General features: G+C 35.7%; 10 protein-coding genes. 6 read left to right on the forward strand and 4 right to left on the reverse strand.

Features of this window, described 5'->3' with window-relative positions:
- Window positions 1-34: 34 nt before the first annotated feature.
- Window positions 35-2017: a DNA sulfur modification protein DndD gene (gene dndD / locus GM3709_RS09785; RefSeq protein WP_066118736.1), complete on the forward strand. Its 1983-nt coding sequence runs from the start codon at window positions 35-37 to the stop codon at window positions 2015-2017.
- On the opposite strand, the gene GM3709_RS09790 is transcribed toward dndD, so the two are convergent.
- Entirely contained in the window at window positions 1995-2690 is a 696-nt protein-coding gene (locus GM3709_RS09790) for a 1-acyl-sn-glycerol-3-phosphate acyltransferase (RefSeq protein ID WP_066118739.1), read from the reverse strand. The genes dndD and GM3709_RS09790 overlap by 23 nt on opposite strands.
- 233 nt (window positions 2691-2923) lie before the next feature.
- On the opposite strand from GM3709_RS09790, the gene psbX reads away from it, so the two are divergent.
- The 3 genes from psbX (at window position 2924) to GM3709_RS09805 (ending at window position 4828) form a co-directional block, all read left to right on the forward strand.
- Complete coding sequence (psbX, locus tag GM3709_RS09795) at window positions 2924-3040, forward strand: photosystem II reaction center X protein (protein ID WP_066118741.1); 117 nt, start codon at window positions 2924-2926, stop codon at window positions 3038-3040.
- Between the two features lie 386 nt (window positions 3041-3426).
- Window positions 3427-4242: a Ycf66 family protein gene (locus tag GM3709_RS09800; RefSeq protein ID WP_066118743.1), complete on the forward strand. Its 816-nt coding sequence runs from the start codon at window positions 3427-3429 to the stop codon at window positions 4240-4242.
- A 61-nt stretch (window positions 4243-4303) separates the two neighbouring features.
- Window positions 4304-4828 carry a TolB family protein gene (locus GM3709_RS09805; protein WP_396229679.1) on the forward strand — a complete coding sequence of 175 codons (525 nt, stop codon included), beginning with the start codon at window positions 4304-4306 and terminating at the stop codon, window positions 4826-4828.
- A 13-nt stretch (window positions 4829-4841) separates the two neighbouring features.
- Here the strand turns inward: GM3709_RS09805 and GM3709_RS09810 are convergent, their stop codons facing one another.
- The 3 genes from GM3709_RS09810 to acs form a co-directional block, all read right to left on the reverse strand.
- Entirely contained in the window at window positions 4842-5759 is a 918-nt protein-coding gene (locus GM3709_RS09810; RefSeq protein ID WP_066118747.1) for a ParA family protein, read from the reverse strand.
- 16 nt (window positions 5760-5775) lie between these two features.
- A complete protein-coding gene (gene cutA / locus GM3709_RS09815; RefSeq protein ID WP_066118749.1) occupies window positions 5776-6102 on the reverse strand; it encodes a divalent-cation tolerance protein CutA in 327 nt (108 codons plus the stop codon).
- Between the two features lie 114 nt (window positions 6103-6216).
- Window positions 6217-8190 carry an acetate--CoA ligase gene (gene acs, locus GM3709_RS09820; protein ID WP_066118751.1) on the reverse strand — a complete coding sequence of 658 codons (1974 nt, stop codon included), beginning with the start codon at window positions 8188-8190 and terminating at the stop codon, window positions 6217-6219.
- A 199-nt stretch (window positions 8191-8389) separates the two neighbouring features.
- Here acs and GM3709_RS09825 point away from each other — a divergent pair, with 199 nt between their 5' ends.
- Together GM3709_RS09825 and GM3709_RS09830 are read left to right on the forward strand one after the other, a co-directional pair.
- Entirely contained in the window at window positions 8390-9214 is an 825-nt protein-coding gene (locus GM3709_RS09825) for a hypothetical protein (protein ID WP_066118753.1), read from the forward strand.
- 475 nt (window positions 9215-9689) lie between these two features.
- Window positions 9690-21524, forward strand: coding sequence for a Calx-beta domain-containing protein (locus GM3709_RS09830; RefSeq protein ID WP_066118755.1), 11835 nt, complete (start codon window positions 9690-9692; stop codon window positions 21522-21524).
- Window positions 21525-21537 lie beyond the last annotated feature (13 nt).

Genomic DNA, 21537 nt, shown 5'->3' on the forward strand with positions numbered 1-21537 from the left:
TATATGGGGAATTAATAAATGTAAAAAAAAATTGATGATCACTTTTAAAGAATTATTACTAGAAAATTTTGGACCTTATAAGGGTAAAAACAAAATTAATTTAGTCTCCAACAATCCTGATAATAAAAGCCCGATCGTGCTTTTTGGTGCTATGAATGGTGGCGGAAAAACTACCTTAATGGATGCCATTAGATTAGCCCTTTATGGGAAACGATCGACTTTTTCTAAACGGGAAAATTTAAGTTATAATGACTATTTAATTCAGTGCATTAATAATAAAATTGACTTAGGAGAAAAAACTAGAATAGAATTAACTTTTGAACATATAGTTAATGATCAATGGACAGAATTAAAAATAGTTCGTCATTGGGATCAAAATGTGAGAGAAGGGAATGATAATTTAGGAATTATTGAGGGTGAATTTCCAGATGTCAACTTAACAGAAAACTGGGAAGAATATATCGAAAATTTTTTACCATTAGGGATCTCTAATTTATTTTTATTTGATGGTGAACAAGTCAAAGAATTAGCCGAACAAGATGAGCCAACTAATGATGTTAAAAAGGCAATGAAATCTTTATTAGGCTTAGAGTTAGCAACTCAATTAATAACTGATTTAGATGTTTTAATCAATCGAAAACAAAAAGATATAGATAGTAAAGCTAAAGAAGAAAACTTAGCCAATATTGAAGCAGAATTATCTCAGTTAGAGAAAGATAAAAATATTTTATTGGAAGAATTAGACCTAGAAGAAAAAAAATTAAAATTGGCGAATAAAAACCATAACGAAGCATCAAAAAATCTTCGAGATATAGGCAGTAAAATAGCTGTTGAAAAAGAAAAATTAAGAGCAGAAAAACAGTTTTTAGAAACGACAATAGAAGATATTAATATAGATTTAATTCATTTAGCAACCCAAACAACTCCCCTCGGCTTAATTCCTAACTTATTGACTAATTTAACCTTCCAAATTGAGAAAGAATCAAAGTTAATACAAATTAAAAATTCTCAAGAATTATGGGAAGAAAAAGATCAAAAATTATTAGATTTTATTCAAACTTTAGATATTGACAATAATAAATTTATTCAAATAAAAATATTTTTAAATAAGGAAAATTTTTTATTAAATAATCAACTTGAAAATGAAAATATTTATTTAGAAGCAGAAGAAAATACTTTGGCGAACTTAAATAATATTATTCATAATTTACTCCCTTTTCAGCAAAATCAAGTTAAAGAAAATATAGTTAAACTTACTCAATTAGAAAAACAATTAATTTCGATCGAGCAAAAAATATTAATTGTTAATTCACCCCAAGAATATCAACAATTAGAAGATAAATATAAACAGACAGAAAAAGCATTAGTTAAGATAAAAAGTAGGTGTGAAACTATCAAAAAAACTTTAACTGCTGTCGAGAAAAAAATAAATGATGTGAGAAAAAAATTAAGCCATTATGGAGAAGATAATATCAAACAAGAACAGGCTAAACATATCGCAGAATTAATGCCAAAAGTTAAACAAACTTTAAGTTTATTTCAACAAAAATTAACCCTAAGAAAGTTAAACAAATTAGAATCAGAAGTTACTAACTGTTTTCGTTATTTACTTCATAAATCTAACTTTGTGGGAAAAGTCGTTATTTCCGCCGAAACTTTTGCTTTAAGTTTATACGATAATAATGGTTTATTGTTATCAAAAAATCGTCTATCAGCAGGGGAAAAACAACTCTTAGCTATCGCTTTATTATGGGGATTGGCAAGGGTTTCTGAGAAAAATTTACCGGTAGCTATTGATACTCCTTTAGGACGTTTAGATTCATCCCATCGTTATAATTTAATCGATCGTTATTTTCCCACAGCTTCTCACCAAGTTATTTTACTTTCTACAGATACAGAAATAGGAGAAATAGAAGTAAATTTATTAAGAAAAAAAGAAGCGATCACCCTTGAATATTTATTAGATTATAATAGTAAAATGAATCAAACTACCGTTAAATCTGGTTATTTTTGGTAAGAGATTTAGCTAAATCTTCCGTTAAAAGAAAACTACTTTCTCTGATAGATTTACCATGATAATTTTTCACCGTTAAACACTCCCCAATTTTCACCGAAACACTGCAACCTCTTTGGGGAATTGGTTCACTATATTTAACAGTTAAAGGTAAAATTTTTACTTCTACTTCTGGCTTGGCAGTTTCCACTTCTAATGCAATTTTAGCAACACCTCTTTTTAAGGTTTGTACATCATCTGTACGATATATATTTCCTTCGGGAAAAATTACCACCATTTCCCCTTGACATAACAAATCAAAACTATGACGTAAACTGTCCATCCCAGGACGATCGGTATTAACCTCAAATCCCCCCAAACGTTTGATAAACCAACCTTGTAGCCCCTTCATTTCGTTGGCTGATACCATAAAATGAGGATTCCTACCACTGACTAATTTTCCAGTAGCATATGGAACTATTAGTGCATCCCAACGAGAGCGATGAGTTGGTGCAATAATTACAGCACCAGTTTTTGGTACATTTTCTTGCCCTGTGATTTCAATTTTTTTGAAGAAGAAAGGAAATAGGAATCTTGTGGCTAAAGGATAAACTAATTTGATTAACCAAGGAGAGATATGAGAAGTAATCTGACTTTCGTGATGATAAATTTGTGGTTGAACTGATGATGTGTTCATAATCTTTAGTTTTCATCGATATTTACTATATCTCTAGGTTAAAACTATTTTCCCATTAAATTAAGCTCGATCGTGCCACTTTGCCATCCTTCACAATGATATTTTTGATAATTAGAGTTTTAGATGAAATCTTTGTAAATTTCTGACTATTCATTATTACTTAATCATTACAGTAACAGGTTATTGTAGAATAGGATAAACAATTTTTAGTAAGCACAAAGTATAAAAAAGTTATGACACCTTCTTTAAGTAGTTTTTTATGGAGCTTAGTTTGGGGTGCTGCGATCGTAGTTATTCCCGCCACCATTGGCTTAATTGCCGTCAGTCAAGTGGATAAAATTCGCCGTTAAATCTCTCTTTTTTCGTTGACAGTACTTGACAAGTAAATAATAACTAATCTTATGTTTTATTTCTTGTCAGTGTCAACACGATGGAGAAGTTAAATGATTTTCAAAAAAATATTAGCTTTTGGTAAAATTTCCAGCAAATAGTAGATTTTGTTAGTTAAATAGTATTTTATTAGTCGCTTTAGACTACTTAGGCTATTAGATGTAAAACTTATTTCATAACGATATTAAGATGTTGGGTTACGCTAATTTTTAATGTTCCTACTTTAAAATCATAGATTATTCCTTAGCTAACCCTCTCCATAAGAATTTAATGTTTTGTTTATATTAGTTTGTAATTCTTAATTGTCTGATAGGATAGAAACAACATAGCAGTTTAAGTTTTAGTCATGGTTAATTTTGGTTTTAATGCCGCTAGTATTCTCGGTATCATCCTCTTTTTGGCTGGAGGGGCTTTATATGCGATGCGTTCTTGGAAACCTGAAGTTTCAAAAGATCATGATATATTTTTTGCCGCCGTTGGCTTACTGTGTGGTGGTATTTTATTTTTTCATGGTTGGCGTTTAGACCCCATTCTTCAGTTTTCTCAATTATTATTAGCAGGATCGGCAATTTTTTTCGCCATAGAATCAGTTCGTTTAAGAGCCGTAACCGGCACTCAAGTAAGAGGAAGATCTTCTTCTTATGTGGATAACGATCGAGCCGGTAGCCGAGTTTATCGGGCAGAATTAGACCAAATAGAAGGTTATGAGGACGATTATGAGGAAGAAGAACAAGTTCCTCGTCGTCGTTTACAGGGTACTCCTCCTCGATCGACTTCTCGCCGTAGCACTTATGAAGAAGAGCCTCCCCGTCCTCGTCGCACCCGTCCTTCCAACTATAATCAAGAACCTCCAGTAAGTCGTAATCGGAATAATCCTCCCCCTCGTCGTGGGAATCAGCAATATGATGATTGGCAAGAAACTCCCGATCATTGGGAAGATAATGCCTCAACAACTCGTCGTACTTCTTCAAACCGTCCCTCATCGGATGTACCCCCAACTCCTACCAGAAGAAGTCAAAAACGTCGCCCTAAATCTGCTGATGATATAGTTTCTAGCGTTGGAACAGAATATGTTGATTATCAACCCCTCGATGTCGATCGCAATAACGAAGACTATGACAATCCCGAAAATCAACCAAAACCTGATAATTTTGATTATTAAAACTTTAAACTTAGTTTATCTATCCATTTATTCTTGATTCGTGATCTTTTGGTTTTGAATTTTGAAGTTACTTTTACTATTACTTCTTTCTTTAATTATTGGCGGTTGTACCTCGAATAATATCTCCCCCTTATCTACATCCCTAAACAGTCGATATAATGACGAACAACCTTTTCTTAGTGGTGATGGTCGTTGGTTAGTAATGGTGTCTAATCGTTATGGTGGGCGAGAAATTTTATTATATGATTTACAACAAAATTCTTTTGTAGATATATCTGGTTTAAATTTGCCCAATGCCATTACCGATAGTCCTAGTTTGAGTCGTACGGGGAGATATATCGTTTATATTTCTAGTATCCAAGGCAGACCAGATATTTTTCTATTCGATCGAGCTACAAAGCAAACAAAATTACTAACTCAAGGGTATCGCAGTTGGTTAAGAAACCCCCGTATTAGTCCTGATGGTCGTTATGTCATTTTTGAAACAGCTCGTCGTGGTCAGTGGGACATTGAGGTTATGGATTTAGGCCCCACCGTAGAATTAGATCAACCAGACGGAGTCGTTAATAATGATACGAATGAATAGTGAAGAATTGATCCTACTGCTGATTTTGTTCAAAACCATTTATTTTACCTAAAAACTCCTCTGTTAGTTTCAAGAAGGCTTTTGAACCATTAGAATTAGGGGAAGTCAACACCGCAGGCATAAATAAATCCACTGCTTTCGCTACATTCACATCCATAGGAATATCTGTAGCAAACATTTGATCGATCGTAAAATCTTGTTTAACCCTTCTTTTGACCTGATCATAATATTTATCATAACGACCAAATAACCCCCCCTCGGAAAGAATAAATACGATTCCTAGTAATTGCAATTTCAGAGGATCATCATCTTGATGACTACCTTTTAATTTTTTTACTCTCCTTTCTAGTAACTGTATTCCTACTAATGATAAAGGTTCAGGTCGAGCAGGTAATAAATAAAAATCACTAGCTGCGATCGCACTTCTAGTCAAAAGATTATAACCGGGAGCGCAATCCATGATAATAAAATCATAATCATTAACGATCGGTTCTAAAATATCACGAATCAAAAGTCTTTCAAAATTGTTCCAAACAGAATCAAAATGTTCGATCTTATTTTCGTTAACCGCTTTTTGATGCAACATTTCTGAAACTAAATATTCATCGTATAATTCAATATCTCCGGGTAACAACTCTAATTGAGATAAACCGCAGATAGAAGGACTAATTAAATCGTGAATATCTAACTTTGCATAAGGATTGGGTTGAATAACTCCATCAATCAAATAACTCAAAGTTTTTCGTTTTTTCCTTAACTTTCCAAATTCATGAGGAGCTAATAAACTTAAAGTTGCACTAATTTGAGCATCTAAATCTAAAACCAAAACTTTTTTATTAAAATTTTTTGCTAAAGAGGTAGCTAAGTTAACAGTTAAAGTAGTTTTGCCTACACCGCCTTTCATATTAACGGTACTAATCACATATCCCATAATAATTTCTAATAATTTAAAAATTTATAACGTTTTGTTGTACCCAATCTAAATAAGGTTGAGAACCTTTAATAATTGGTAAAGCAATCATTTCAGGTACATCATAAGAATGCAATTCTCTAATTCTATTTTCAAGACGGGGAAAAAGTTTTAAATCAGTCTTAATAATCAATTGCCACTCTGAATCACAACAGACTTCACCTTGCCAACGATAAACAGAAGTAATCGGCATAAAATTTACACAAGCAGCCAAAGATTCTTCTACCAAAGTTTTTGCGATCGATTCTGCTTCTTTTTGATTATTAACAGTGACTAATACTACTCCATAATGTTTATTTTTCATACACCATACTTTACACTAATCAAAAGATTGTGGCAACGCACAAAATTTAGGATTTTATGACTTTAAATTTTGATTTTTGAAAAAAGGTGGAAAAATCCACCCCAACTAAAAAAATTATGCTCCCTCTCTTAATTTATCTAAGACGCTACGATCGTCTAAAGTAGAAGTATCCCCGACAATTTCCTGGCCAGAAGCCAGACTACGCAATAATCGACGCATAATTTTGCCCGATCGAGTTTTGGGCATTCCATCAGTAAATCTGATCTCTCCGGGACGGGCGATCGCACCAATTTCTTGTACTACATGGGCTTTGAGTTCGTTTGCCAACTCATCGCTAGGGGTAAAATCACCTTCAAGAGTGACAAAAGCAAAGATTTCTTCCCCTTTAATATCATCTGGTTTACCCACAACCGCCGCCTCAGCAACCGCAGGATGAGACACCAACGCCGATTCTACCTCCATCGTACCTAAACGATGCCCCGACACGTTAATCACATCGTCCACACGTCCCATTACCCAGAAATACCCGTCTTCATCCCGTCTCGCACCATCCCCCGCAAAATATAAGTATTGTCCATCTTTAGGAGGTATATGTTCCCAATAGGTGTTACGGAATCGCTCGGGATCACCGTAAACCGTACGCATCATACCTGGCCAGGGATGTTTTATCACCAAATAACCACCCTCGTTATCATCAACGGGGTTGCCCTCTAAATCCACAATATCCGCCATAATACCGGGGAAAGGATGAGTAGCGGATCCGGGCTTGGTAGGAGTTGCACCGGGTAAAGGAGTAATCATAATACCTCCTGTTTCTGTTTGCCACCATGTATCGACGATGGGACATTTTTCTTTGCCTATCACCTTCTGATACCATATCCAAGCCTCTGGGTTAATGGGCTCGCCCACCGTACCCAACAACCTTAAAGATGATAAATCCCGAGCGTTAGGATGATGTTCACCCATTTTGATAAAGGCACGAATGGCAGTAGGAGCAGTATAAAAAATATTTACTCCGTATTTCTCGATAACATCCCAAAAACAACCCAGATTAGAAGGGCGAGGTACTCCTTCATACATAATTGTTGTCGCACCGTTGGAAAGAGGGCCATAAACGATGTAACTATGTCCTGTAATCCAACCCACATCGGCAGTACACCAATAAACGTCATCGTCTCGCAGATCAAAAATCCATTTAGTCGTCATGTGAGAGTAAAGGTTATAACCCCCCGTAGTGTGTACCACTCCTTTCGGTTTGCCAGTACTGCCACTGGTGTAGAGAATAAATAACATATCTTCGCTATCCATTTCTTCAGGAAGGCAATGGGCAGAAACTCCAGCTTGTAAGTCATGCCACCAATGATCTCGTCCCGGTTCCATATATACTTTTTCTTTAGTTCGTTGCACAACTAGGACGTTTTCTACACTAGGGGCTTGATTATCGTCGATAGCCAAGTCAACTTGCTCTTTAAGGGCGACTACTTTATCTTTACGGAAACCACCATCAGCAGTGATAACTAATTTAGCAGATGCGGCGTTAATTCTGTCTCTGAGGGCTTCGGCACTAAATCCTCCGAATACGACACTATGCACAGCCCCAATTCTAGCACAGGCTAACATAGCGATCGCTGCTTCAGGTATCATAGGCATATAAATTGCTACTACATCACCTTTTTTGACTCCTAACTGCTTCATGACGTTGGCAAATTGACAAACTTCTCGATGCAATTGGGCATAAGTTAAAGTACGACTGTCACCAGGTTCTCCTTCCCAGATGATAGCAGCTTTGTTACGACGACCAGTGGTTAAATGTCGATCGAGACAATTATAAGAAATATTTATCTTTCCATTAACAAACCATTTGGCAAAAGGGGGGTTACTCCAATCAAGGACTTGATCCCATTTTTGAAACCAATTTAACTCTTTTTCAGCTAAATCAGACCAAAAAGCTAAGGGATCAGCAATTGATTGTTGATATAATGCTTGATAGTCTTCCCAACTTTTAATTTGTGCTTTTTTTGCAAATTCTGAGGGAGAGGTAAAAGTACGTTTTTCTTTTAAAATAGATTCAATTGTCGGTTGTGTCATAATCAAATATATAAATAGAAACTCCACTAGGATAAAAGATTAGCCTATTTTTTGAATTTTTATTGTTAAATTTTATTGATAAAGGATAAATAGGCATAGTAATTATTGTGCTTAAGAGCTATTTGGAAATAATTTAAAATTTTTATTATATATTGAACTATTAAATTCAAATTTCAGTGTATTTTTATTAAGTAAAACTATGAAAATTGTTGAGGAAAATTCACAATTATTACATCTAGAAAATACAAATAAAATTTATTTAGGGAGGTTATTTTTATTTCTTTTTGCTACCCCATTTTTTAGTGCAGGAATAGCTGTTATTATTTTTTTAGGTAAATTAAATACTTTAAAATGCAATCATGCAATAATTCCACAGGCTCAAATTGAAACTCAACAAATATCTTGTCAATTAACAAGACAAGGTTTAATGAGAAAGGAAACTATTAATATTCCTCAATTATATGAAGTTGAATTAGGTGTTAGCGACAGTGATGATGGAGAAACTTATCGAATAGAATTAATAACTTCTCAGGGAAAAATTCCTTTAGCAGAAGTATATAGTTCAGGGAGTAAAAATAAGCGAAAAAAATTAAAAAAAATTAAAAGTTTTATTAAAAATAGTAACGAAGATAGTTTAATAATTAAGCAAGATGATCGTTTTTTTGCTTATCCTTTTGGAGGGATTTTTGTATTGGTTGGTGGTTCTTTAATGGTCGCTTCACTAACATTTTTTAGACAAATTTATTGCATCTTTGATAAGACTAAAGGAAAATTTTTTATGAGAGAAGATAATCCTTTTAAATCAGTAATAAAAGAATATAGATTAGGAGAAATAAAAAGGATTGAAATGTTAGAAGAAAAAGATAGTGATGGCGATAAAGTATTAAAACCTAAAATAATTTTACATCGAGGTTTAGAAATTGGGATCGATCTCACAGGTAATATGTCAGAAAAAGAAAAGACAATTAAAAGTATCAATAATTTTTTACAAGATCTTAGTGGTGCAGAAAATAATAGAACATAATTACTGAAGTACGATGATTTTTTCAAATTCAATTCGATGCACAAATATTAATATAAATAGTTGAATTATCTTTGCGACTTTGCACCCTCCCTATTCGGGCGAATAAAAGGGGGTTGCGAGAGATAAAAAATGTAGTTGATTCATTAGAAAAGCAATGTAAATTTTTATCATTAAAAGTACAAATTATTCCTAAGTTTCATAATAAATAAATTTTTTATTAATATCCAATAATTAGAGCAATATTATTTTAATCACCTTCCATTGTAGAGCAATATCTTTTATTAAAACTTTTGTTTATTAATCAACTCAACTGTTATTTACTGTTTTTAAATAGGGTGTAATCTTTAATCAATTTAAGTTAAGATTGATATATATTTTAGTTTATTAAGAATTAATACGAAAGATCTAAAAATTAAGAGAATTTTGAAATTATCTTTTAAAATTTATTGCTATAGAAAACTAAGGTGGTTGTTTTATGACTCTTAATCTTGCATCTCATCGTACCGCTACATCGATCGATCCCTCTACTGGTATAAATCACATTGTTTGGGCAGATAATGAATTTATATATCATGCCACCTATGACGAAAATTCAGGCACATGGGAGAATGCAACCTCGATCGTATCTCTAGGTAATCAAACTGTAAGTAATCTTAACTTAGTCATCAGTGATGGTTTAATTAGTGAAGGGCAAAGTCAGTTACCGGGGTTAGCAGTGGTATGGCAAGAAGGAGATAAAAACGATAGTGAATTATATTATACCGCCGCGCAATATGATGAAGTTCAAAATTTACAATGGTTAGACACACCTCAACCCTTAACCGTTGATGAAGTCGCAGATTTAGAGCCAAGAGTTATAGTTAAAGATAATGAGATAATAGTAGTTAGTACGAAAGTTAATATCGATAATGGCTCAAATTTATCCATAAAAGAAGATACAGACGTTTATTTTCAGAAATTTACTGTTGATAGTAGCTTATTCGATGCCCCTCAAAATGTAGCTACTGCTAAGGCTGTTTATTCTCCTCTTCTTGTCAATAATGGGGTGGTTGATACAGGGGTGATTAGAAATGCCTCTTATAATCCCTTCACCGATAACGAGATTTTGGCTTTTAATGAAACCATTTTAGCCTCTGACGATAGCTCATTTACAGGTTTATTAGGCTCATGGAATGCCCAAATATACTTTTCTGGTAGCTTACTCGACTCATGGAAATTAATCGATAGTACCCCTAATGATAGCTTTTTACGATCGATCATCAAACCCTTTTTCGAGATTTTTGAGATTGAGGGAGTCTTAAAAACTGGGGTATCTCCAGAGTGGTTAGGTAATCAGGATCGATCGTTATTTGTGGAAACCGTAGCCAATTTAAAGGTAAAAACCCCCCTAGAATTAACCGCACCTTGGAAAGTCAAAAATGATGCAGGAGGAGAAGACAAGTCAAAATCACCCATTAGTATTGGTGCATCTGTTGATTCTAAATACAGTTTTGAGCCTAATTCCCCCTTCGATTTAACTCAAATACTAGATAAAATTACTTTGAGTGCATCCTTAAAATTTCCTATTGTTTCCGCCGCCGAAACTGCTGGATTTTTCACCCTTGATTTAACTGGTAGCATTGGTGCAGATTGGGAAATTACGGGTATTCCTGATCCCATTGGGGGGGATTATTTCCCCGATAATTTTGGAGCGGCTTTAGGGGTTTTAGGTGCCGGTGCTTTAGCTCAAGGTACTATCTTATTATTAACTTTAGATAACAGTAGTAATTTATCTAGTGCCATCCTTGCAGATTTAGCTATTAGTTTAGGAGAGACTTTTGGCGCTTATATCAACGGTATTGCTGAAGGGCTAGACTTTAGTAGTACGATCGGATTTCCGATTATCAGTGCAGGATTGAGTGGAGAATTAAAAATCCCCATTATCCCTATCTTCAGTTTAGGTGTTGATATAGGCACAACTGCCGCCGTTAACTGGGGTTTAGGAGATACAGACACCACTTTTACCCTTAACTTCCCCATTGATTTTAACGTCAAATTAGGTCCTATTGGCTTTGGTTTAGACTTTTATCCGGGTTGGTCATGGACTATTTTTGACAATGATGATACTTCAAATGCCGTTACTGCAAATTTAGTTTTAGCTAGTGAATCTCAAGCTCAAGTGATAGGCTCATTATTATATGTGGATTTGGGGGCAAATTTTACAGAGTTACCGAATCCTGATGATTTTACTATCACTGTTACGAATATAAGCGGTAATGAGGAAATAATCGCAGTTTTTAACGTTTTACAAGGAAATTCTGATACTTCTGTCATTTTACAGCTAGAAAATGTTATTCCTCCTTCTGCTAATGCTAACTATTTAACCTCAGATAATCCTGACACCACAGAAAACCCCATTGTTTTAAGTTTTACGAATAATCAAGGTTTAGTGGATACTAACGGGAATCTTATCCCCAATATCAACAATTTATCAGTAGAAAACAATACCCCTGATACTTTTAACTACACTTTTAACCCTACTACGGGCAACAGTCAAAATTACAGTAATTCTTTAGCAATTAAAACTCAATCAGCATTAGAAAACATTGAAGCGGATTTAAGTGAAGATAGCTTTCTCAATCTTAGTTTAACCAGTGGTGGCTCTGTTTTAGCGACTTGGGTTGCAGATGTGCCTCCCATTCAACCCATAGCAGGTTTTGTTAATGGCAGTGTTATTACTCTCAATTTTGTGGATACTTTAGGTAATTCTGGGGGAAATGAACCAAATTTGAGTCAATTTACCGTCACTGATGAAAATAGTAATAGTTACACCGTTGAGAATATTAGTAATTTAGGTAATAGTATCACCTTAACCCTCGATCGAGCTGTATCCCAAGATACTCCATTAACCATTGATTATCAAATTGCTTCCACCAGTAATAACAACGAAAGTCTTTATATCCTCAACAGCACGACTAACACTAAACTATGGATTGATAATTTTGAAAATCTCGCTTTAACGAATATTACTGGTACTAATAATGCTCCTATTTTACTCGGTATAGGTTCGATCGTCGAAAACATTAACAGTAATAAAATTACCCTTGTTTTTGACCAAAATTTGAGCGGAAATCCCATCAATAACCAATTTGAGGTTATTAGTAACGGAGTTAATTATATTGTCGATCCTACCATCACCGTTAACAATAATACCGTTATTTTGACCGTTGAAGCCCCGAATGGCTCAAATCTGATTGGTATTGGGGATTTAGTGACGGTTAGTTATACGGGCAGTAATGCCCAAACTCAACAACAGTTAACAGGTAGCGGTGGCGTGGTAGCAGATATTAGTAACGCCCCTGTTATCACTTCTCCTGATACTCCCACTACAGTTATTAAATATGGTTTTGGTTCTTCAGGGAATAATTTATTATCTAATATTACTAGCATTCCCGGTTCTACTGGTTTAAATTTATATCCTGTTACAGCTTTAGATCAAGAGGGAAATAGTGTCATTGTTTGGGCAAATATCGATAGCACGAATATTCCTGTTAATTTAACTCCGGGAGAATACTATACTCAAGAACAATTTGAGAATATAACCGATATTTTAGCTACTTCCGATCTTTATTACTCTATTTATAATCCAGACAGTGGAGAATGGACTATTGCAGAAGCTATTGAAACTTTAGCAGGAACAGATAGTAAAATAGCATTAGGGAAAGGGATTGATGGTAATTTGATGGCGGTGTGGTTAAATACCAACAACGGGGAAAATAATATTTATTGGTCAACTCTATCCTATGATAATGGAGAAGCAAACTGGAGTAATCCTCAAATCCTCTCCAATAGTGCTAAACCTGATCCTCTTACTGAATTAACCATCACCTCGTTAAATGGGCAACCTGCGGTATTTTGGACAGAAACTCAACCTCCTTCCTATTATGAGTTAACCACATCTGGTGAACCTTTAATCTATTATCGTTTAGCAGAAACTGAAGGTACAACCCTAATTAATGAGGGTATTTTAGGGGCAGGAGGTAATGGCACTTATAGCGGTGACGATGTGACTTTTAGTCAACAGGGTGCATTGGAAAATACTACCACTGGTAAAGGAGATTCTAATACTTCAGTATGGTTTAAGGCTGGAAATAATCAAATCTCTAGTGCCACATCTGAGGTAATTCCTTTATCGGGTAACTCTTTCAGTCTTGAATTTTGGTTTAAGCCTACCGCCGTAAATGAGAATCAAAGTGTTAATCTAATCGCTTTAGAAAATATCCTCAATTTTTCTGCCCGTGTCAAATCTGGCAATGATTCATTTTTCACTCTCAATATCAATGGTGAAAGTCTGCAAACACGAGACGGATTTTCAATTTCTCCTAGTGATTGGTATTATATCGTTTTAACTTACGATGAAACTAATGGTTCGATCGAACTTTATCTAAATAGTGAACCTTTACAGATATACTCGACTAATACAGGGCAAAATGTCGATACTTTCAATTTAGATATTCCCGATAACACTACTATAACCTTAGCTGATCCAAATAACTCTAATGGTATCTATCTTGACGAAGTAGCTTTTTATAACAAGGCACTCAGTTATAGCGATACCCCTAGTAATTTTAATGATATTGATAATTTAACGGGTTCGGATGTTGCCCAAATTCTACTCAATACTAACGACATTGGCAATAAATATAAATCCCAATATATCACCCCAACCCCATCAGGGGCGAAAAGTTATTATGTCACCTACGACTCAGAATCAAATATCTGGGAAAATCCTGAACAAATTGAGCCAGAATTTCAAGTTATCCCTACTCAATTATCCTCTGCTAATAAGCCTGAATGGGATATAGTTTCTGCCACTCCAGCTAACAATAATGGTAATATTACCCCTAATGGCACACCTGATATTTATTTACCTCTCAATCTCACCAATCAAATTATCAACACGGTAATAAATTCGATCGAAGTTACTGCTCAAACAGGCTCAGGTACTACTTTAACATGGAGTATTGGTACAGGAGAAGGTAATCAATTAGGGGTTGTACAAGATAATAAATTACTGAATCCTTTGAATCCTAATGAGGGTTTTGCTTACACTGTTCTCAATCCTACCCTAGATTTTGACTTACTTGTAGATGCTGGAACTAATGACCCTTCCACTTTATCTAATTTCCAATATTCTATCAATGGGGGTAATCCTGTCAACTTTTCCTCTGCGGATGTAACCAGCGAACCCACAACCATTAACTCTAATCAAGTGATGGGAGTTGCTACTGTTACCGAAGCTAATGATTCTTCTTTGGCTTTAATTGATAGCGGTTTTATTACCAATACAGATAATTCTGCTATAGGCTATGTCATCACCAATGGCGATTTAAACAGTGACGGCAAAACCGATGTTATTATCGGCAATCGTGGTTATACGGATACAGAAGGCAATGTGTTAGAAAATGGCACGATACAAATATTATTCGGTGGCGGTAGTGTATTAAGTAATGGTGAGACGAATCCCCTAACAACCACTGATTTATCAGGAAATCCTGACGGAGTTTTGATTAAAGGTATAGCAGATGGAGGGGATGGTAACAGTGATTATACCCTTAGTTTAGCCACTGGTGATGTTAATGGGGATGGTTTTGATGATTTGATTATTGGTGCGCCTAACGTTAATAATGGACAGGGTGCAGTTTATGTTATCTATGGTTCAGCTAGTTTAGCAGGTAAAACCATTGATGTCACTAATTTAGGCTCTCAAGGTTATAGTATCATATCTAATATCTCAGGCTCGATCGCATTTGGGTATTCTGTGGCGGTAGGAAATTTCAACGGTGGTAACAGAGCAGATATTGCTATTGGTACACCGGGGGCTAATAATGGTAACGGAGAGGTTTATGTTGCCTATGATGGAAATAGTAACTATTCCACTGTCTATAGTTCACAAATTGAGGGAGAATTAGCAGGTTATGCCCTAGAAGTTTCCTCCTATAAAGGCTCAAGTAATCCTCTTACTTTTACGAAAAATACCTCTGATGATCTAATTATAGGTGCGATCGGATATAACGGAAATGTAGATAATGATTGGCCCGGGGCAGATGATTTACCTGATGGTACTAATGATCTAAATAGTTATCCTAGTTCTTCCTCTGTGCAATTGGGGGCGGTGTATGTATTTCGGAGTAACGGCACAACGAGCAATACTTTCTCCTCGACTCCCTATGTTAGTTACACGGGGGCAAATATAGCTAATAGTAACGGCACAGCTAACAATATTTTAGCAGGAAGTGCTTTAGCAAGTGCTGATTTAGATGGAGATGGTACTCAAGATTTGGCGATCGCATCTGAGGGAGCAAACGATAATAATGGTGGGGTATATGTTGTCAGAGGAGGGGTTTCGGATAACAGTAACCGTCAAAACTTAGCCACTGTGGCGAATCTCAATATTGTGGGAGGCATTGCCAAAAGTGAAACAGGGGCGGTGATTACCTCCGCAGGGGATTTAAACCAAGATGAATACGAAGATTTCTTAATTACTGCACCCCAAGCAGGAAACGGCACAGGGCAGAGTTATGTAATTTTTGGCCCTTTGGATTTAAGTCAGATTGGTAAAACATTTGATCTCAATGTCACCGCCAATGACAGTAAAACCACTTTTTTACTTAATGGTAGTCTGCCTTATCAGTTAGCAGGTACAGCAGGTAGCGGTATTGGTGATATAAATAATGATGGTGTCAATGATTTAATGATAAGCGCCCCCAATGCAGGGCAAGTTTATAGTGTTTATGGTCATCCTTGGTTAGCAGATAATGGTAGTATCAAACTAGCGAATATTTCTGCAAATAATGGTTTTGTCATAGATGGCAATTCTTACAGTAGCTTTAATCTTGGTGGGATTCCCGTTTCTCAACAACAACTAAATACCTCTCCTGCCTTAGCAACCAATAATGGGGTTGTGTATCTTGCCTATAAAGGTATAAGTAACAATAATTTATATCTTACAACCAGTAGCGATCGAGGGCAAACATGGAGTAATTTTATCAGTCTTCCCAGTGGCATGACAACAGATAAACCACCTTCGATCGCATTTTATAATGGTGTTTTATATTTAGCTTATAAAGGGGTAGGAAATGATCAAATTAACATCACCTACAGCACCAATAATGGTCAAACTTGGAGTAATCAATATCAAATTTCAGGACAATCAACCCCAGACACTCCCACATTAGTTGTTTATCAAGGAGAATTACTGGTTTTATTTACCTCCAATGATTCTCAAAGTCGTCTCATTTATACTCATTCAAATAATCCTCAATCGGTTAATTCTTGGTCATCCAATAAAACTATATTGACATCATCAGGAGGTAGTAATCAAACATCGGCTAACGCCATGAGTGCTACGGTTTTAAATGATAATCTTTATATTGCCTATGAGGGAGGAACAAAAAGTAGCCCTTCTACAAACTATTACATTAGTTGGACTGATGACACAGATTTGAATAGCCTCTCTTGGAATCTACATCAAGAGGAAAAGATAAAAGCGACAGGTACAGTTGGTTTAACATCGGATCAAAATAATCTCTATCTGACTTATCGAGATAGTAGCAATAACATTTATTTAGGCAATTCTAATAATGGTAATAATTGGTCTGAATTTTCCCTCATTTCCTCTCAAAATGCTATAGCCACTCCCACTCCTATTATTTCAGGAGAAGAATTAATTATTAGCTATCCAGATCAAAATAATGCCATAGATATTATTAGTTCGGATATTCCCTATTTAAGCTCGATCGAAGCCGGAAACATAAATATAATTTTGGGGGATGTTAATGGAGATGGTTTTGCAGATATTCTCTCAGGAGGAGAAGGGAAATTAGTTATTGTCTTTGGTAGTAGCACTCAAGATTTATTAGACAGTGCTAGTGGTAGTCAAGATTTAATTATCTCCCTAGAAAATAATTTAATTGTAGATGCAATAAAACTAGGAGATTATAACGGCGATGGTTTAAAAGATTTTGGCGTGTTATCAGACAATGGCGATTTTTACCTAATTTTGGGAAATTCTAACCTTGCCTCTCAAGGAAATTTAACCCTCACAGAATTTGTGATTAATAATGCCCTTAACGTTAATACCATAGGAGACTATAACGGTGATGGTTATGATGATTTTGTAGCGGAAAAGGACGGACAAATTCAACTATTTTTAGGTAATGCTGAAGGAAGTATCACTAATAGCTTGATGGAAATGAGTTTAGAAAACTTTACCATTGGAGGATTAGGGGATTTTAATGGCGATGGTTATGATGATTTTGGTTATGGATTACCTCAAGCTAATATTATTGATGATAATAACCCCATTGGTAATGGACAATTTACCTCCTATCTCGGTAACAGTAATTTTCAATTTAACAATCCTGTCACCATTAATCCCTTTGATGCTTCTCTTTACTTAGGCGCATTACAATCTAATCAATGGGCTATATATGGTTCAACGGATGGCACGATAAACCCCAGTATCAGTGATCAGGGAGTGGACTTATCCCCTTCCATCGTCACTTATAACGGTTATTTGTATATGGTACGCAATGATAATAATAATAACGATCTTTGGGTGCAAAGAAGTCGTGATGGTTATAACTGGGAAGGAGAAGTTAATTTAGGCAGTAGTTTTCAAACCAGTGAGAAAACATCTTTAGCAGTATTCAATAATACCCTCTATTTAGGTTTTACCGATACCTCTGAAAAAGTTATGTATGCTTCTGCTGTTGAGGATAGCAGTAGTGTAGCAGGAGTTCGTTTCAATAACCCTATTCAGGTAACTGGCAATAATCAGTTTCAGGAAAGCATTAATGGGCCTTCTTTGATTGAGTTTCAAAATCAATTGTATGTGTTTTTTATCTCTAATGATGGTACTAGAGATATTATTTACTCTGTTTCTGATACCGCTAACAGTAGCAGTTGGAGTGGGAAAAAGAATGTATTTGCTAGTGGTTTTAACCAGTCTAGTGATCATCGTGTTAGTACAACTATTCTTAACGATACACTATATGTGGCTTTTACCGGTAATGGTAATAATTCTCTCAATGTTGCTTCTAGTGGTAATGGCACAGATTGGAATCGCACAGTATTATCACAGTTTGCTAGTTCTGAAGGCCCTTCCATTGTGGGGGTAAACGATCGACTTTATTTATTCCATGAGGGGGCAACTTCTAGCGGTGGCAATGATTTTCAGTTATTTTATCCTACTTCTACTGATGGAGTTAACTGGACGAATGCGATCGCACTTAGTGATAATGTGATTGATGATGCACCCTATGCCACATTTTTCAATCAAAGTATTTATGTAGCAATGGCAGGGTTAAATAATGATTCTCTTAATATCTATCAATCTGTACCTTTTTACGAAGCCAATCAAACTCAACAATTAGGCAGTCAACTTGAAGGTATTGGTGATTTCAATGGGGATGGTATTGAGGATTTTGCTGTCTTGGCTGAAGGTTACATTTCTGGGTTAGGATTTCCTGATAATTTCGTTTATAAAAATAATCAAGGTGCAGTGTTAATTTACTATGGTAAAACTACTGGTATAACGAATACTTCTCTCCCTGATGTGGTTTTAGCTTATCCCACGGTTTCTGATGGTGATGATCTTTATAACATTACTAATTTTAGCTCGATCGGTGATACTAATGGTGATGGTTTTGATGATATTGCGATCGCATCTCCTAATACTTCTCTAACCAGTGAAAAAACAGAAGATGGAGTGGTAACGGTGGTATTCGGTGGCACGAGTTGGGGAAGTCAATACTCTAAAGATAACCCCTTTGACTTAAGAAGTCTGAATAATAATCAAAATCCCACTGATAACTCTAATGATAACGGTTTTACCATCGAAGGTTTACCAAGTTCACAAGCAGGAATTGCCCTTGACGGGGGAGATGACGTTAACGGTGATGGATTCAGTGACTTTGTTATCGGTGCGCCGGGTAATGATGATAATTTGAGTTTTGTGCTGTTTGGTAGCGACTTCACCCAAAAAATTAATCAAATAGGTTCGATCGGTGATGATATAATGCTTGGTACAGCCACAGGAGAAACATTTATCGGTAGTCAAGGAGATGATCAAATTTACACCAATGGTGGCGTTGATGTTGCCTATGGTGCAAATGATGATGACTTTATCACCGTTAGTGATACTTATTTCCGCCGTATCGATGGTGGCACTGGCACGGATATATTAAAATTCACTGGTTATAACGGGCAGGATTGGGATTTAACGAAATATTCTGGGCGTTTACACAACTTAGAAATTCTCGTCATCGAAGATTATGGGGCAAATACTCTCACCCTCAACTCTTTAACCGTTAATCAAATCTCAGAAAATAACACCATTACAGTAGTGATGGATAAAGATGATACTCTCAATCTTAGTTCAGATTTTCAACAAGACGGATTTGTTAACCAATACAATCAAAGATTCATCCGCTATACTTCTAATACCTCATCAGCCACCGTTTTAGTCAACAGTCTTAACGATGTCAATTATTCTCCCCTCGATTTTTCCCTATATAACACGGGAGTAAATGATTCGGGGGTGATTATTCCCAATGGCACTATTGGTGATTTACATTATGAATTAACCTCATTCCCTACCGGAAGCGTAGGAGAGATAATTATTACCACTGGCAATGATAATATATCAAGTTACATTCAACCTAATCAACGCAATAGTAGTAACGTACTAAGTACTGTGCCGGGTGACTATACTTACGTTACTAATTTTGTCATTCCTGATACTGTCAACCCTAATAGTTTATCTATTAATGGAGAATGGGGGAGTGATGATGAAGGTATTGCTATTAAGGTAAATGGAGTTACTCAAAATCTATCAGCAAACCCTAATTATAATACTGGTTTTGTCCCTTTCACTCTGGATGAGGGCTTTGTGTCAGGCAATAATTCGATCGAATTTACTGTTAATAATTTTGGCACTAGCAATAATCCTACCTATGTGCGAGTAGAATTTGACAATATTTTTGTGGCTAATGGCAATGCTAGTATTGAATTTTCTGCACCTTCTACCAACAACCCTGAAGTTATTAATATCCCAGAAATTGACGAGAGTGCCTCTGTTTCCGCTAAATCTCGTCAAGAAATTTCTAGGGATGTTTTTACTACTGATGATGTAGATAACACTCAAACTCGTTTATTTGTCTCGAATCCTACCGCCAACGAAGCTAGTAGAGAAGTGGAATTTACGATTCAACGCACGGGAGACTTAGATACATATGTCCAAGCCCATTATATCAGTACTGATGGACGAGCAAAAGCAGGAAGTGACTATCATCCCGTGTTAGGTAGAGTAATATTTGCCCCCGGAGAGACAACTAAAACCGTTTCTGTGCCTTTACCTTTAGATGATGTTTATACTGGCACAAGGGAATTTGGTTTACTCGTCACCCTCGAAAAAGAAAGTGATACAGCTATTAACGATCGATTTTCCCTTTATGTCAATCCCACTGATGGACAAATACGCAATTGGAATCATATCATACTCGATCGACCTTTAAGCGTGATGAATGGAGATTTAGAGTTTCGCATAACTGCTAATGAGGGAAAAGCAGAGACAAAAATTTATTTTGATGGTAACGAAAATTTTGATAATTACTATATCTTCAATGGTGAAACCGAAAAATATGAGCCTTTTAACTTTGATGGTGAGGTAGGTGCGCAATTATTTGATGAGAATGGGGATAGTAAAAATGATGGCGTTATTTTACACCTTGAAGATGGTAGCTATTACGACTTAGATGGTGCACAAAATGGCATTATTCATAAAAGAGGATTTTTTGCCAGTGGTGACACTCCCGAAATTCTTTTAGATACTGCTATGTATCGTTTTCGCAGTTTAAACACTGTTGGTAGTTATCTCTATGTGGGTGAAGAAGAAAGAGAGTCGGTATTAAGTAACTATAGTGATAGTTTTATAGAGGAGGGATTAGCTTTTTATGTGTCTGATACCCCCGAAGATGATTTAGTTGCCTTTAATCGTTTTCGCAATAGTAGCCTTGAGGGTGCATATATTTACGCAGGAGAGGAAGAAAGTGAGTCAATTCGTGGTAACTATCCCCAGTTTATCGATGAGGGGGTTGCTTTTTATGCCTATGGAAAAGGCTCACAAATAACAAACAATATTACTCGTTTTCAAAATGCTGATTCTCCGGGTAGTTATCTTTACACGGCACTTCCAGAAACTGAAAATGTGATTAACGATTATAGTAATAGTTTCAACCTTGAAGGCATCGCTTTTGAAGCGTTATAAAATAGTAAATAGT

Source organism: Geminocystis sp. NIES-3709 (genome assembly GCF_001548115.1).
Lineage (GTDB): Bacteria > Cyanobacteriota > Cyanobacteriia > Cyanobacteriales > Cyanobacteriaceae > Geminocystis.

Coding starts and splice junctions, on each gene's coding strand:
- GM3709_RS09800 (WP_066118743.1), top strand. CDS start 3,427: ATGGTTAATTTTGGTTTTAATGCCGCTAGTATTCTCGGTATCATCCTC.
- psbX (WP_066118741.1), top strand. CDS start 2,924: ATGACACCTTCTTTAAGTAGTTTTTTATGGAGCTTAGTTTGGGGTGCT.
- GM3709_RS09790 (WP_066118739.1), bottom strand. CDS start 2,690: ATGAACACATCATCAGTTCAACCACAAATTTATCATCACGAAAGTCAG.
- GM3709_RS09810 (WP_066118747.1), bottom strand. CDS start 5,759: ATGGGATATGTGATTAGTACCGTTAATATGAAAGGCGGTGTAGGCAAA.
- acs (WP_066118751.1), bottom strand. CDS start 8,190: ATGACACAACCGACAATTGAATCTATTTTAAAAGAAAAACGTACTTTT.
- GM3709_RS09825 (WP_066118753.1), top strand. CDS start 8,390: ATGAAAATTGTTGAGGAAAATTCACAATTATTACATCTAGAAAATACA.
- dndD (WP_066118736.1), top strand. CDS start 35: ATGATCACTTTTAAAGAATTATTACTAGAAAATTTTGGACCTTATAAG.
- cutA (WP_066118749.1), bottom strand. CDS start 6,102: ATGAAAAATAAACATTATGGAGTAGTATTAGTCACTGTTAATAATCAA.
- GM3709_RS09830 (WP_066118755.1), top strand. CDS start 9,690: ATGACTCTTAATCTTGCATCTCATCGTACCGCTACATCGATCGATCCC.